The following is a 14,060-nucleotide window of genomic DNA, read 5'->3' as shown; positions in this document are numbered from 1 at the left end:
ACTGGACCTGCCGGTGGCGCGGGTCGAGGTGCAGGGCCTGCTGGACGTCGTACGGCCACCGGGCGGCGCGGACTTCGCGCAGCTGACGGAGGCCGGGGCGCTGGCCGGGGCGGTGGGCACCGTGCTCGCCTTCGCGCTGATCGCGTCGGCGGAGTCGCTGTTCAGCGCGGCCGCGGTGGACCGGCTGCACGCCGGGCCGCGGACCGACTACGACAAGGAGCTGATGGCGCAGGGTGCCGGCAACACGGTGTGCGGGCTGCTGGGTGCGCTGCCGATGACCGCGGTGATCGTCCGTAGCGCGGCGAACGTGCATGCCGGGGCCCGGACGAAGGCCTCGCGGGTGCTGCACGGCGTGTGGCTGCTGGTCTTCGCCGCGCTGTTCCCGGCGGCGCTGGGCGTGGTGCCGATCGCGGCGCTGGCCGGTGTGCTGGTGCATGCGGGCGGCAAGCTGATTCCGGTGAAGGAGTGGCGTCCGCTGTGGCGGGAGCACCGGGGCGAGGCGGTGGTGCTGCTGGTGACGGCGGTCGCGATCGTGGCCACCAACATGTTCGAGGGTGTGCTGCTGGGGCTGCTGATGGCGGTCGCCAAGTCGGCGTGGGAGACCTCGCACGTCCACCTGGAGGTGGAGGGCCTGGAGGGCGCCGGCGTGGTGCGCGTACGGGCCCTGGGCAATGCGACCTTCCTGCGGCTGCCGAAGCTGCTCGACCAGCTGGAGGCGCTTCCCCGGGACCGGGAGATCGACCTGGATCTGTCGGGGCTGCGGCACCTCGATCACGCGTGTGCGGCGGCGCTCGGCAGCTGGGAGGAGTCGCGGCGCGGCCGGGACGGGACAGGACGGCGGAAAGCGCCGTCCGTCGCGCCCTGACCGCCGTTCCTCTCAGGGCGTCGTCCGTCGCAAACCATGATCGGTAACGGAGGGGCGGTACGGCCGAAATGACCGTAGGGTCGTGGAGCTGTGTCCGTCGACCCGAGGAGTGCCGTGAACCGCAGGCCCCTTCGCCGCTGCGGTGCGACCGCCGCCCTGTCCGTCGCCCTGCTGTTGTCCGCCTGCACGAGCAGTGCGGTGAACTCCGGCGGGGCGACGGGCCGCGGCGGGCTGGGCGACCCGCTCTTCCCGGCGCTCGGCAACAGCGGCTACGACGTCCAGCACTACGGGCTCGACCTCACCTACGACATCAAGGGCAAGCACCTGACGGCCACCGCCGAGATCACCGCCCGGGCCGAACAGGACCTGCACTCCTTCAAGCTGGACCTCCAGGGGCTGCGGGTCTCCGCCGTCCAGGTCGACGGCGAGGACGCCGGCTTCTCCCGTAAGGGGCACAAGCTGACCGTCCGGCCGGCCGACGGGACCAGGATCCGCAAGGGCGCCACGTTCCGTACGAAGGTCGCCTACGAGGGCACGCCGCAGGAGATGAAGGACGCGGACGGCGCCGCCGAGGGCTGGATCAAGACCCCCGACGGGGCGTTCGTGTCGGGGCAGCCCGCCGGTTCCATGACGTGGTTCCCCGGGAACAACCACCCCGCCGACAAGGCCACGTACGACTTCACCATCACCGTGCCGAACGGCTACACCGCCGTCGCCAACGGAGAGCTGCGGTCGGAGAAGGTCACCGGCGGGAAGACCACCTTCCAGTGGCACAGCGCCCAGCCTATGGCCACCTACCTCGCCACCGCCACCATCGGGAAGTTCGACGTCCGCCGGTACCGTACGCCCGACGGCCTGCCGCTGTACGTCGCGGTGGACCCGGCGGAGGCCGCCGGGAGCAAGGGACCGCTGGGGCGGCTGCCGGAGATCATCAAGTGGGAGAGCGAGCTGTTCGGGAAGTACCCGTTCTCGTCGGCGGGAGCGATCGTCGACCACACCCCGCCGCGGGTCGACTGGTACGCCCTGGAGTCCCAGACCAAGCCGGTCTACGCCGGGGCGCCGGACACCGCGACCGTGGTGCACGAGATGGCCCACCAGTGGTTCGGCGACTCGGTGACACCGAAGACGTGGAAGGACACCTGGCTCAACGAGGGCTTCGCGACGTACGCCGAGTGGCTGTGGGAGGAGCACGAGGGCGGCAGGACGCCGCAGCAGCAGTTCGACGCGCTCTACCGGGACGGGGACGAGAACGAGAACGAGGACGGGGACGAGGAGGACGGGCGCTGGGCGTTCCCGGCAGGCGACCCGGGCAAGCCGGAGAATGTGACCGCGACGCCCGTCTACGAGCGGGGCGCGATGGTGCTCCAGCAGCTGCGGAAGGCCGTCGGTGACGAGACCTTCTTCGAGATCCTGAAGGAGTGGCCCGCCAAGTACCGCCATTCCAACGCCGATTCCCAGCAGTTCATCGCCTTCTGCCAGGAGCGGACGGACGAGGATCTGACCGACCTGTTCGACGACTGGCTCTACGGCAAGGGCAAGCCGGACTGGGAGTACTGAGCACCGGCATCGCGGAGAACCGGCAGGGGGCAGACGGGGAACCGGACCGGACGGCGGGGCGGCACATCAGAACTGGTCGAAGTCGAGGTGTCCCAGCTTGTCGGGGTTGATGACGGCGTCGACCTGGGTGATCCGCCCCTGGCGCACGGTGAAGGCGAGGACCCCGGCCTGTCGGCCCGTCGCGTCGGCGAAGACCAGGCCGGGAGCGCCGTTGACGTCCACCGCGGCGAGCCGCAACACGTCCTGCGGAGCGCTGTTCTGCGCACAGCTGCTCCGTGTGGCGCTGCTCCGTGCGGCGCCGCTCTGTGTGGCGGCGCTCTGTGTGGCGGCGGCCCGCTCGGCGTCCCGGGTGACCAGTCCACGGGTGATCAGCCCGCGCACATAGCGGACGACCTTCTCGCGGCCCAGGACCGGCCGGCGGGCGGCGGACACCTTGCCGCCGCCGTCCGAACGCCAGACGACCTCGGGGTCGAGTACGGCCAGCAGGGCATCGAAATCGGCGCCCATGACGGCGGAGCGGAAAGCCGCGACGGCACGGCGGTGTTCCGCGCGGTCGACGGTACGGCGCGGCGCCTCGGCCCGTACCCGCTTGCGGGCCCGGGACGCCAACTGCCGTACGGAGTCCGGGGTTCGGCCGACCGCCTCGGCGATCTCCGGGAACGGGACCGCGAAGACGTCGTGCAGGATGAAGGCGGTGCGCTCGGCCGGGCTGAGCCGCTCCAGCACACTCAGCAACGCCATCCCCACCGACTCGTCGAGGGTGACCCGGTCTTCAGGGCTGTCGCCGCCGGGGCCGCCGAGACCGCCCGGCCTGCCGAGACCGCCGGAGCCGCCGGGCCCGCCGGACGGTGTGCCGTCGGCCGCGGTGAGCAGTGGTTCCGGCAGCCACGGTCCGACGTACGTCTCACGCCGTGCGCGGGCCGCGCCCAGCAGGTCGTAGCAGATCCGGCTGACGACCGTGGTGAGGTAGGCGCGCGGGTTGGCCACCGGCGGTTCGGCGGGCAGCGCCTGCCAGCGCAGCCAGGACTCCTGTACGGCGTCGTCGGCGTCGGTGACGGTGCCCATGATCCGGTACGCGATGGCCCAGAGCCGTCCGCGCTGCTCCTCGAACCGCGCCAGCCGGTCGCCCTGGTGGCCCCGGTCGCCGCCCGCCGCGCACGTCATCGGCGCTTCTTGGACTTGTTGGACTGGTTGGGCTTGTTGGACTGGTTGGGCTTGTTGGACTGGTTGGGCTTGTCCGGCTTTTTGGCGGCCGGGTTGCCGGTACGGGCGCTGCGGCGGCGCTGGTGGCGCTCGCGGGCCGCCTCGTACTCGGCGCGGTGCAGCCGCTCCCCGGGCGCCTCGACGAGGCTTCGGCAGAAGTACGCGAGCAGCGCGCCGATAAAACCGATCAGCATCAGGCTCTGGCCGGAGCGCTCGGCGGCGCTCTGCGCGGCGGCGTCGGGGCGGCGGACGAAGCCGTCCCAGGTGCGGCGGAAGGACAGGGCGCTGCACACGGCGAAGCCGGCCACGACGAGGATGCCGACGAACGAGCCGACCTCGGCGATCTCCAGGCCCTGGAACGCGAAGCGCAGGACGGCGGCACCGGCGGCGGCGAGCGCCAGTGAGCCCACCGCGACACCGGCCCGGCGCAGGGCATAGCCGCCGTCGTGGTGGACCCAGGTGGTCCCGAAGAACCGGATCTCCTCCGGCTCGGGGCCGCCGTGCTCGGGGCCACCGCTCTGCGGACCGCCACGCTCCGGGCCCCCGGAGGACGTCTGCTGATCGCTCATGGCGTCGATTATCCCCGGTGGCCGATTCTCGCCGGCAGCCGTCTCCCGGACCGCCGGGCTCAGCTCGCGCAGGCCGGGGCGACCGGGCCGCTGCTGCCCGTGCGGACGTAGGCGTCGGAGACGTACTGGCCGGGTGCGATGTTGTCCCAGATGTCGGTGGTGCCGCACGGGCCGCTCACCCGCTGGCCGCGCCGCTGGCAGCGGATCTGGATCCAGGCGCCCTCCGCCAGCTGCCGGACGACCGGGGCGGTGGTGCTGGGGCCCTGGCGGACCTTGACGCGGTAGCCGGGCGCGACCTGGAAGGAGCCTTGCGCGGCGGCCGCCATCACGGTCGCCGCTCCCCCGCCGGTGCCCTCGCCGGCGTACTCATCGGCGCGCTCGTCGGCGCGCTCGTCCTGAGTCGTCATTTCCTGTTCCCCCGTTGGCGTTTTCGGATGTGTCGCTCGAACGCTAGCAAGCATCATTTGTCTCGTACGCGCCATCGACTAGGCTCCGCGCGTCGCACCTGCGACCGATATGCATACGGCAGGACACGGGGGTGGAACGATGCCGCCGCTGCGTGATACCGGGGCCGGCCCGGAAGCGGAGCGTCCGGAATACGCCGGTCAATACCGCCTGGAGGCCCAGTTGGGCTCCGGCGGTATGGGCGTGGTGCATGTGGCGCGCTCTTCCTCCGGACTGCTTCTCGCGGTAAAGGTCATTCACGCCGAATTCGCCCAAGACCCCGAGTTCCGGGGGCGGTTCCGGCAGGAGGTGCTGGCCGCACGGCGGGTCAGCGGGGCCTTTACGGCACCCGTCGTGGACGCCGATCCGGATGCCGAACGCCCCTGGATGGCGACCCTCTACATCCCCGGCCCGACTCTCTCCGACCAGGTGAAGCGGAATGGCCCGATGTCGCCCGGCGAGGTGCGCCGGCTGGCCTCCGGCCTCGCCGAGGCGCTGCGCGACATCCACCGGGCCGGAGTGGTGCACCGCGATCTGAAGCCGGGAAATGTGCTGTTGGCCACCGACGGTCCCAAGGTGATCGATTTCGGTATCTCGCGGCCCTCGGACAGCGACATGCGCACCGAGACCGGGAAGTTGATCGGTACACCGCCGTTCATGGCGCCCGAGCAGTTCCAGCGGCCGCGCGAAGTGGGCCCGGCGGCGGATGTGTTCGCGCTGGGGTCGGTCCTGGTGCACGCGGCGACCGGGAGCGGCCCGTTCGACTCGGAGAGCCCGTACCTGGTGGCGTATCAGGTCGTACACGACGAGGCGGATCTGGCCGGGGTGCCGGACGAACTGGCGCCACTGATCAACAGCTGCCTGGCCAAGGACCCGGCGGACCGGCCGACACCGGGCGATCTGATGGAGCTGCTGCGCACGGCCCCGGGCGCGGACACGCACTCCGGGACAGCCCCCGTGGGTGCGGCGCCGGGCCCGGACGCGATACCGGCCCCGGGCTCGGCATCGGCCCCGGGCGCGATACCGGGCGTACGGATCCCCGCCCCTCGGCGGCCCGCGGACGGTGAACCCGCCCCCTCACGCGCCGAGTTCCCCCGGAGCGCGCACCGGAAGGCCGGCCGGAAGACCGCCCCGGAGGCCACCGCCGACGCTCCGAAGGCGCGCGGTCACCGCCGTCGGCTCCGCCCCCTGTGGGCCGCCGCGGCCGCGCTGCTGGTCATCGGTGCCGGAACGTTCGCCGGCGTACGGGCCCTGTCGTCCGGCGGCGCCGGTTCGGGGGACGGCGCCCTGCAGACGTACGCCGCACGGCCCGCCGACAGCTTCCGCCCCTGGCATGCCCAGCTCGTCGACCGCCCTGCCGGCCACCGCTCCGAAATGCCCTTCTGTACGGCCGGTTCCACGGCTGGTTCCACGGCTGGTTCCACGGCCGGTTCCGACGCCGTCTACTGCGTCCAGTCCGGGGTACGGGCCGCCCGCCTCGACGCGCGCACCGGCCGGAAGGCGTGGCTCCGCACCACCCGGGCCCACCCCGCCACCGATACGCCACCGAGGGCGCCCGTCCTCTCCGGCGGCCTGCTCTACGTCTGGACGCCCGACAACCGCCGGCTGGACGCCCTCGACCCGTCGGCCGAGGGGCAGGGCGCGACCCGCTGGAGCCAGGACCTGTCCGGCTACGAGGGCGGGGCGGCGGTCCTCGGTGACCGCGTCCTGCTCGTCGCCGCGGACGGCACGGTCACCGCCCTCGACAGCACCACCCACGAAGAGCGGTGGCGCAAAACCTTCCCCGGTGTCACCGCGGCCACGCTCCACGCCTTCGGCGACGCCCGCACCACCGACTCCGACCGCACTGCCCCCGCTACCCCCACCGCCCGCACCGTCTACGCCGTGGGAGCCGCCGACGGCGCCAGTACCCCGGTCACCGCGATCGCCCCGGAGGGCGGCGCGCGCCGCTGGTCACGGCAGCTGTCCGGCTCGCTCGCCCTGGCCGGCGCCGGCTCCTCGGGCACGCTCTACTTCACCGCCGCCGATCCCCAGCACCCCTTCACCACCACCGCCGTCGTCCGCTACGACCCGCGCAGCCGGCGCACCAGCCGCCTCCCGCTCAGCCACCCTCTCGACGGCCCGGTGGCGGCCGTGGTGCACGGCGAGACGGTGTACCTGCTCGCCGAGGGCGGCCTTCTCCAGGCCCTCGGCGACCGCACCTGGTCCACCGAGACGTCGGTCAGCCGGGGCTCGGCACCCGTCGTCAGCGGCGGCCGGCTGTACTTCACCGCGGCGGACGGACGGCTGCTGGCCGTGGACACCCGGTCCGGTGCGCTCCTCGGCCAGACCCCGCCGCGGCTGACGGCCGACCGGCGCAACGGCTTCCTGGAGACTCTGCCCGCCCCGGTGCCGGACGCCCGGCACGGCCGGATCTACGCGGCGGCGCCGGACGGAACGGTCTTCGCCGCGGACGCCACGGACCCGGCCCGCTGGTGAGTCCGGGAAACCGCGCAGATGCGTGCAGGCAGGGTCCGGCCGTGGCCGGACCCTGCCTGGAGCTGTCGCCGCCCGCAGCAGGCGGACCTTCCGGAGAACCCGGGCCGTCGGCGCGGATTTCAGACGCGGATTTCAGGCGGCGCGCCGGCTGCCGGCGTAGAAGGCGGAGGAGTCCTTCATCCACAGGAGGCCGACCGCGACGAGACCGGCGACGCACGGGAGCAGACCGGTCAGGGTCACGAACAGCGGGAAGTTCTGCGTGAAGTCGTACAGCGCGATGAACGTGGACAGCAGGAAGACCACGGTGGCGGCGATGCGCGACCAGCCCTTGCCCTTCTTGTTCGCCGCAGCCATCCACGGCCACAGGATGAGGCCGGCCACGCCGAGGGTGAAGAGGTAGGTGAGGACGCTCGACTTGACGGTGCCGATGCGCTCCGCGCTGTAGCTCGGGTACGCCTCCTTGAACTGCTGGGTCAACGAGTCGCCCATCGCCTGGTCGACGATCAGCGCCACCACCGCGACGAGGGTCAGTGCCAGACCGACGTACATGGCAGTGGCCGCATTCCTGACCGGCGCGGGCGCAGTCGGCCGTGCTAATTGCTGGGGGCTGTCCTGGTAGGTGGACATGGGTACTCCTTTTTCTGGTTCTTCCGGCTGCGCGGCATATACGGGACGGCTTCTGCCCGCGGTCGAGTGCCGTGGACCGTGTCGCCGATTCTGTGCGTGCCCGCTCCGGCGATGGCGGTGGACGCAGGCCGGAGTTGGCGTGGCGAGTCTAGCGACGGGCCCCTCCGCGGAAATCAGGGAAAACCCTAGGTACGACCCTTAGGGGGTGGCGTTTCGGCCTCGTCCAACGGCGCGCCGGAACCCGGCGCTACGAGGGTTTGACGAAGGGGGTGCGATGGGTATCCACAGATTCGGGGCTGTGTCCACGGAGGGTTCACGGCGGGTTCACGGAAGAACCGGAAGGTTCACGGAAGAGCAATGAACGGAGCGGGCGGCCGGTCAGCCGGGGAAACCGTCCAGGTGCGGTAAATAGTGGTCCAGCCGCTCCCGCTTCGCCCACAGATAACGGAGATTTTCCGGGCGGGGCGGCATCAGCAGGGGAACCACCTCGCTGACCTTGATGCCGTAGTGCTGCAACGCCTCTCTCTTCCTGGGGTTGTTGGACAACAGGCGGATCGACCGCACGCCCAGATCGTGGAGGATGTCGGCCGCGACGTCGTACTCGCGGGCGTCCGCCGGAAGCCCCAGCGACAGGTTCGCCTCGACGGTGTCCAGCCCCTCCGCCTGCAGGCGCATCGCTTTCAATTTGGCCAGCAGGCCGATGCCGCGCCCCTCGTGGCCCTGGAGGTACACGAGAACGCCGGCCCCTGCCGCGGCTATGGATTCCAGTGCAGCGGATAACTGGTCGCCGCACTCACAGTGCAGGGAGCCGAACGCGTCGCCGGTAAGGCACTCCGAATGCACTCGCGTGAGCGTGTCCTGGCCCGCGACATCGCCGTACACCAATGCCACCTGCTCGCGCATGGAGTTGTGGTCCAGATAGCCGACCACGAGAAAATCGCCGTGCACGGTTGGCAATCGGACATCCACCACGCGTTCAATATGCGACTGCCGAGGAGTGTCACCGGGTACGATGTCTTTTTCTGGCATGCGGCCGATGGTAAACCCCCGGGAGCGGGAAATCACCGGTCAGGGCGCCCCAGTTGTCTTCCCGGCGCCTGATTTGCCGGGTTGGCCGTAAAAGCGGGCAGGGCAATTCCGGGCGACGCCATGGCCGGAATGGCACGCCCGGACAGGCAAGTGATCACTTGTGTCACGCCGTCGCCGAGCCGCATCCTGAACGGCAGTTCCCGCCGCCCACCCATGGCGCCCGTGGCCCCGCAGGCCCCGCGCGGACCGACGGCGGCCCCACGCCCTTGGAGGGGAAGGCCGAACCGCCATGAACGACGCAGCGCCCGCTCCGGTGCCGACGCCCTGCCTGGTGCCCCTGGACACCACCGAGGACGTCCGGAACCGGGACGCCACGGTGGCGTTGCTGCCCATCGGCAGCTACGAGCAGCACGGCCCCCACCTGCCGCTGGCCACCGACACGGTCCTCGCCTGCACCCTCGCCCAGGCGATCGCCGCCGTCCACCCCGTGCTCCCGCTCCCCCCGCTGACCATCTCCTGCTCGCACGAGCACGCGGCCTGGCCCGGGACGGTGAGCATCTCGGCCGGCACCCTCTACACGGTCGTACGGGACATCGCGGACTCGCTGCGGCGCTCCGGCGTCACCGGGCTGGTGCTGGTCAACGGCCACGGCGGAAACTACGTACTGCGCAACCTTGTTCAGGAGTCGGCGGGCGGCGGCATCCGGATGGCGCTGTTCCCCGGAGGGGCCGACTGGGCCGCCGCGGCGGACGCCGCCGGTGTACGGACGTCCGCCCACAGCGACATGCACGCGGGAGAGCTGGAGACCTCGGTCCTCCTGCACGCCCACCCGTCACTCGTCCGGCCCGGCTACCGGTCGGCGGACCGTATCGCCGACGACCGCAGGCACCTGCTCACCCTGGGGATGGCGGAGTACACCGACTCGGGGGTGATCGGACGGCCGTCACTGGCGTCGCCGGAGAAGGGCGAGGCGCTGATCGCCCATCTGGTCGCGTCGTTCGGCGAGTACATCACCGTCCTCGGCGCCTAAGGCCTGTCCGGAGGACACCGGCCGGCGGGCGGCAGCGCGCAACCACAGCAGGCACCGGAGAAAGGCCACCATGCCAGGAGAACCAGCGCCCCAACAGGCCACGTCCGCCCCGTCACGGCGCCCGGCCCTCGATGCCGACCGGGCCTGGGACCGGCTGCTCTCCGTCCGGACCCCCCGGGATGCCGAGGCCGCCGGACTCGCGCCCGGTGCTGACGGGGAGTGGCGCTGGACGCAGGCCGCCACCCCCGGGGCGACGCGGCTGGCCCGGCGCTACCTCCCGCTGTGCCTGGCAGGCCCGCACTGCGTCTTCGCCCAGCTCGGGCAGAGCGTGGACGGGTTCATCGCGACCCGTACCGGCGACGCGAACTACATCACCGGGGAGGAGGACCGCCGCCACCTGCACCGGCTGCGGGCCCTGGCCGACGCCGTGGTCGTCGGGGCCGGCACGGTCGTCGCGGACGATCCCCGGCTGACCGTACGCGCCTGCGCGGGCCGCAGCCCCGCGCGGGTGGTGGTGGACCGCGGCGGGCGGGTGCCGCCGGACCGGGGCGTGTTCACCGACGGCGCGGCGCCCACCCTGTGGATACGAGGAGCCGGGCGCGCCGCGGCCCGGCCCGGGGGGGACGGGGTGGCGACCCTGGAAGTGCCGGGCGACGACGAGGGTTTCGCGCCGCGGCGGCTGCTGGACACCCTCGCCGGCCGCGGCCTCGGCCGGGTCCTGGTCGAGGGCGGCGGCGTCACCGTCTCCCGCTTCCTGGCCGCCGGCGTCCTGGACCGGCTCCATGTCACCGTCGCCCCGGTGATCCTGGGCGAGGGGGTACCCGGGCTGCGCTTCCCCGGCCCGGACCGGATGGGCGGGGCGCTACGAGCCCCGGTGCGCCGCTTCACGCTCGGGGAGGACACGCTCCTGGAGTTCGACCTCCGCACCGGACGGGAGCGGGCGGACCTGCCGCAGCAGCAGCACACCGGCGCCGGGCAGGCTTGAGACGAAGGTGAGCACCCCGTAGACCACGGAGACGGCCAGCCCTTGTTCCGGGCTCAGACCGGCGGAGTGGAAGGCCAGTGCCAGGGTGCCCTCCCGCGGCCCCCACCCGCCGATGTTCACCGGCAGCGCCATCGCCAGCAGCGCCAGGAGCAGCAGCGGCACCAGTTGGGTCACCGGTGCCCGGGAGCCCGCCACGCGTGCGGCGACGAGGAACAGACCGAGGTGTCCCGCGAGCACCGCCAGGGACAGGGCCGCCACCCGCGGCCAGGTGTCGCGGGCGAGCAGCCCCCGTCCGAGGTCCGTGACGGTGGCGGCCAGCGCGCGCCGCAGCCTGGCGGCGTACCGTCCCCGACGGGCGGCCACCGCCAGGACGATGGCCGCCGCGCCCAGTACCGCCACGAGCGCCACGAGGACCGACCCCATGGGGAAGACGCCGCCGTGGCGGAAGAGGGACGTATCGGCCAGCAGGGCGGCGCCGCCGACGGCGATCAGCGCCACCTGGCCCGCGGTCCGTTCGAGGACCACCGCGCGGACGCCACGGCCGAGGTCCCCGGCGTCCTTGCCGTGCCGTACCGCCCGGTGGACGTCGCCGATCACCCCGCCGGGGAGTGCCGCGTTCAGGAACAGCGCGCGGTAGTAGTCGGCGACGGCCGCGGGCAGCGGGAGCCGCAGGCCCAGCCGGCCCGCGACCAGACACCAGCGGCGGGCGCTGAGCACGGTGGTGGCCAGACCGGCGCCGAGCGCGGTGAGCAGCGTCGCGGCGTCCACGGAGCGCAGGGCGGCCAGGGGCGCGCCGGTGCCCATCCGCCACAGCACCACCGTCAGGATGCCGAGCCCGGCGAGCACCCGGACCACCGCCCAGAACCGCCGGTTCATGCCGGTACCGCCCCGGACCGCCGGTTCATGCCGGTGTCCCGCCGGGCGCGGCCGGGATCGCCAGCAGGTCGCTGTGGTGCACCACGGCACGCAACCCGCCCGCCGCGCAGGACCGCAGGCGGCGCCGCAGATACGCGTCGGCATGGGGGGCCAGCTCCGGCCGCTGTTCGACGGCCGCGGCCACCCAGTCGGTCAGCCATCGCCTCAGCAGCCCCTCCTCACCGGCGCCGAGTCGCCAGGGGCTGGGCCTGGAGTGCACCTCCGCGCCGCGCAGGCGGAACGCGCGGGCGGCGGCGCCGGGGGCGTCCGGGCCGAGCAGGCGGCGGCCGTCGGTGACCCGGCGCTGGTGGGCGTTGAACGCATCGGTGAGCTCGGCGTCGAGCGGATCGGCCGGATCGAGGTCGACCTTCCCCACCACGGAGAGGGCCAGCAGCGCCGGGCACCGGGCCTGTACGCACCGGGCGGCGAACGCGTCCACCTCGTCGGCGGTGAGCAGGTCCAGCAGGGCGGAGGCGGTGACCAGGGAGGCGCCCGCGAGGTCGGCCGCGCGCAGCCGGGTGACGTCGCTCTGCCGGGTGCGGACCGTGACGGGGGCGCCGTCGGCGGCGGTGTCCGGCATCCCGGCACCGGCCAGCGCGAGCAGCTCGGGGTCGCGGTCGTGCAGCACCCAGCGCTGCGGCCCGGGCAGTCGGGCGGCGAGCCAGCGTCCCATGGAGCCGGTGCCGCAGCCGAGGTCGTGGACCGCCGTCCCGCCGGCGGCGGACGACGCGTGCGCCAGGTGGGCGGTGAGCGGGGAGAGCAGTTCCCGGGACCGGGCCCGGGCGTCGGCCGGCTCCCGCAACTCCAGCCAGTCGGCGGCGTATCGGATCGGTTCCGCGGTGCTCACGCCGTCCTCCCCGGCTGCCGGCGGAGCTGTTCCAGCACGCCGGCCAGGCTCTGCGTCGTCGTCTGCCATCCTGCCAACATGTCACGTCGCCGGCGCGCCGACATCCTCAGGCGGTGGCGCAGCGCGGCGTCCTCCAGCCACCGGCGCAGCGCGGCGGCCAGCGCCCCGGGGTCCCCGGGGGGCACGAGGACGCCGGGCAGGCTGCCGTCGGGGGCCCGTCCGAGGGCGTCCGGGACGCCGCCGACGTCGGTCGCCAGGACGGGCGTTCCGCGCGCCAGCGCCTCCGTGACGACCATGCCGTAGGTCTCGGCGCGGGAGGCCAGCACCACGAGGTCCGCGGCGGCGTAGGTGCGGTGGAGGGCCGCGCCGGTGCGCGGGCCGAGCAGGCGGACGCGACGGGTGAGGCCGCGCCGCGCCACCGTCTCGCGCAGTTCCGCGACGTAGCCGGGGTCGGGGCCCGGCGCTCCGGCGAACTCGCAGTCCCAGGACAGGCCGGTGAGGCCGGAGAGCGCCTCGATGAGCAGGTCGTGGCCTTTGCGGGGGGTCAGGGACGCGACGCACAGCAGCCGTGCGGCGCCGTCGGTGCCGGGGGCGAGGGGCGCGGGGGCGGCGCCCGGTGCGGCGAGGTGGACGCGGCGCGGGTCGAGCCCGTGGTGTGCGGCGAGCCGGCGCGCCGTCCACGGGCTGGTCGCCACGACCGCGTCGGCGGCGCGCAGGGTGCGCCGTTCCCGGTCGTCGAGGCGGGCGGCGGTGGCGGGCGGCAGCCCGGTCTCGTCGGCCAGTGGCAGATGCACCAGGACGGCCAGGCGCAGCCGGCCGGACTGCGGGAGGACGGCGTCGGGTACGCCGCAGGCGACCAGGCCGTCGAGGACGACCAGGGAGTCGTCGGGCAGTGCGGCGAGCGTACGGGCCAGCCGCGTACGGTCCGCTGCGTCCGGCTGCGGCCAGGCGCCCGGCAGCGCGGTCTCGCGCACCGGCCAGCCGGCCGCCGTGAGGCCCTGGCACACCCGGCGGTCGTAGACGTTGCCGCCGCTGGGGGCGGCCGGATCGTCGATGCCGCCGGGCAGCACGAAGTGCACCGGGACGGGGGCGGCCATGGCGGCGGACGGCTTCACAGGCCGCGCTCGTAACCCGCCCACGCGATATGCGACTCGTGCAGGGTGACGGCGATACCGGACAGTTCACGGGCCCCTTCGCCGAGGGCGCCGGAGTGCACGCGGTCGGCGAGGCGGTCGGCGATGACCTTGGCGAGGAACTCCGTGGAGGTGTTGACGCCCTGGAAGTCGGGGTGGTCGTCGAGATTGCGGTAGTGGAAATCGCTCAGGACCTCTTGGAGCTCCCGGGTGGCCAGGCCGATGTCGACGACGATGTTGTCGGCGTCGAGCGCGGCGCGGCGGAATGTCGCGTCCACGGTGAAGGTCGCGCCGTGCAGCCGCTGGGCGGGGCCGAAGACCTCGCCGCGGAAACTGTGGGCGACCATGACGTGGTCGCGGACGGTGATGCTGAACAAC

13 protein-coding genes and 1 pseudogene are annotated in these 14,060 nt (G+C 73.3%); 5 read left to right on the top strand and 9 right to left on the bottom strand.

Annotated features, from left to right (window positions below):
- On the top strand, positions 1-865 hold an 865-nt coding region (locus AZE13_RS38275; protein ID WP_258527901.1), incomplete at its 5' end, for a SulP family inorganic anion transporter.
- A gap of 114 nt (positions 866-979) precedes the next feature.
- Complete coding sequence (locus tag AZE13_RS20860) at positions 980-2,422, top strand: M1 family metallopeptidase (RefSeq protein ID WP_066933949.1); 1,443 nt, start codon at positions 980-982, stop codon at positions 2,420-2,422.
- A 66-nt stretch (positions 2,423-2,488) separates the two neighbouring features.
- On the opposite strand, the gene AZE13_RS20855 is transcribed toward AZE13_RS20860, so the two are convergent.
- From AZE13_RS20855 to AZE13_RS20845, 3 genes are read right to left on the bottom strand one after another with little or no spacing between them, the layout of a single operon-like run.
- On the bottom strand, positions 2,489-3,586 hold the full coding sequence (locus AZE13_RS20855) for a sigma-70 family RNA polymerase sigma factor (protein WP_066933946.1): 1,098 nt from the start codon (positions 3,584-3,586) through the stop codon (positions 2,489-2,491).
- The gene (locus tag AZE13_RS20850; protein WP_066933943.1) at positions 3,583-4,194 is read right to left on the bottom strand and encodes a hypothetical protein; all 612 of its coding nucleotides are present in this window, start codon (positions 4,192-4,194) and stop codon (positions 3,583-3,585) included. The genes AZE13_RS20855 and AZE13_RS20850 overlap by 4 nt, the downstream gene beginning before the upstream one ends.
- Before the next feature lie 59 nt (positions 4,195-4,253).
- Positions 4,254-4,601 (bottom strand): peptidase, encoded by a 348-nt coding sequence (locus AZE13_RS20845; protein ID WP_066933940.1) that lies wholly within the window; start codon positions 4,599-4,601, stop codon positions 4,254-4,256.
- A gap of 139 nt (positions 4,602-4,740) precedes the next feature.
- On the opposite strand from AZE13_RS20845, the gene AZE13_RS20840 reads away from it, so the two are divergent.
- Positions 4,741-7,116, top strand: a complete 2,376-nt coding sequence (locus AZE13_RS20840) for a protein kinase domain-containing protein (RefSeq protein ID WP_066933937.1) — start codon at positions 4,741-4,743, stop codon at positions 7,114-7,116.
- Between the two features lie 132 nt (positions 7,117-7,248).
- Here AZE13_RS20840 and AZE13_RS20835 read toward each other — a convergent pair whose 3' ends face one another.
- Together AZE13_RS20835 and ribA are read right to left on the bottom strand one after the other, a co-directional pair.
- Positions 7,249-7,743 carry a hypothetical protein gene (locus AZE13_RS20835; RefSeq protein WP_147264691.1) on the bottom strand — a complete coding sequence of 165 codons (495 nt, stop codon included), beginning with the start codon at positions 7,741-7,743 and terminating at the stop codon, positions 7,249-7,251.
- Between the two features lie 378 nt (positions 7,744-8,121).
- The gene (ribA, locus tag AZE13_RS20830; RefSeq protein ID WP_066934025.1) at positions 8,122-8,772 is read right to left on the bottom strand and encodes a GTP cyclohydrolase II; all 651 of its coding nucleotides are present in this window, start codon (positions 8,770-8,772) and stop codon (positions 8,122-8,124) included.
- 289 nt (positions 8,773-9,061) lie between these two features.
- Between ribA and AZE13_RS20825 the strand changes: the two genes are divergently transcribed.
- Together AZE13_RS20825 and AZE13_RS34220 are read left to right on the top strand one after the other, a co-directional pair.
- A complete protein-coding gene (locus AZE13_RS20825; RefSeq protein WP_066933931.1) occupies positions 9,062-9,802 on the top strand; it encodes a creatininase family protein in 741 nt (246 codons plus the stop codon).
- 70 nt (positions 9,803-9,872) lie between these two features.
- Positions 9,873-10,787 (top strand): RibD family protein, encoded by a 915-nt coding sequence (locus tag AZE13_RS34220; protein ID WP_079124202.1) that lies wholly within the window; start codon positions 9,873-9,875, stop codon positions 10,785-10,787.
- A gap of 45 nt (positions 10,788-10,832) precedes the next feature.
- Here the strand turns inward: AZE13_RS34220 and AZE13_RS20815 are convergent.
- The 4 genes and pseudogenes from AZE13_RS20815 to AZE13_RS20800 form a co-directional block, all read right to left on the bottom strand.
- Positions 10,833-11,591: pseudogene (locus AZE13_RS20815) on the bottom strand (lysylphosphatidylglycerol synthase transmembrane domain-containing protein); the annotation flags it as partial.
- A gap of 97 nt (positions 11,592-11,688) precedes the next feature.
- The gene (locus AZE13_RS20810; protein WP_258527900.1) at positions 11,689-12,549 is read right to left on the bottom strand and encodes a class I SAM-dependent methyltransferase; all 861 of its coding nucleotides are present in this window, start codon (positions 12,547-12,549) and stop codon (positions 11,689-11,691) included.
- Positions 12,546-13,646, bottom strand: coding sequence for a glycosyltransferase family 4 protein (locus AZE13_RS20805; protein ID WP_079124208.1), 1,101 nt, complete (start codon positions 13,644-13,646; stop codon positions 12,546-12,548). The genes AZE13_RS20810 and AZE13_RS20805 overlap by 4 nt, the downstream gene beginning before the upstream one ends.
- 14 nt (positions 13,647-13,660) lie before the next feature.
- On the bottom strand, positions 13,661-14,059 hold the full coding sequence (locus AZE13_RS20800) for a 6-pyruvoyl trahydropterin synthase family protein (RefSeq protein ID WP_066933916.1): 399 nt from the start codon (positions 14,057-14,059) through the stop codon (positions 13,661-13,663).
- Between the last annotated feature and the right edge of the window lies 1 nt (position 14,060).

The organism is Streptomyces sp. NBRC 110611 (genome assembly GCF_001590865.1).
In the GTDB taxonomy this organism is placed as follows: Bacteria; Actinomycetota; Actinomycetes; order Streptomycetales; family Streptomycetaceae; genus Streptomyces.
This window is presented reverse-complemented; position numbering and strand designations above follow the sequence as displayed.